Annotated in this window: 1 pseudogene; it reads left to right on the forward strand. The window is 39.7% G+C overall.

The window, feature by feature from the left end:
• Positions 1–229, forward strand: a pseudogene (locus AC1ECF_RS17845) (NCS2 family permease); the annotation flags it as partial.

The raw sequence follows: 229 nt of genomic DNA on the forward strand, positions 1-229 counted from the left end.
CACAGCACCAGCACTTATTATCGTTGGGGTATTAATGGTATCTGCAATTGGGAAAATTAATTGGAATCGTTTTGCAGTAGCAGTTCCGGCGTTTTTCGTTATTATTATGATGCCGCTAACTTATTCACTCGCTACTGGTATCGCAATTGGCTTTATCTTTTACCCAATAACGATGATTGCTGCTGGAAGCATAAAAGAAATACACCCAATCATGTATGGCATGTGGGTT

The organism is Psychrobacillus sp. Z3-81, assembly GCF_056620325.1.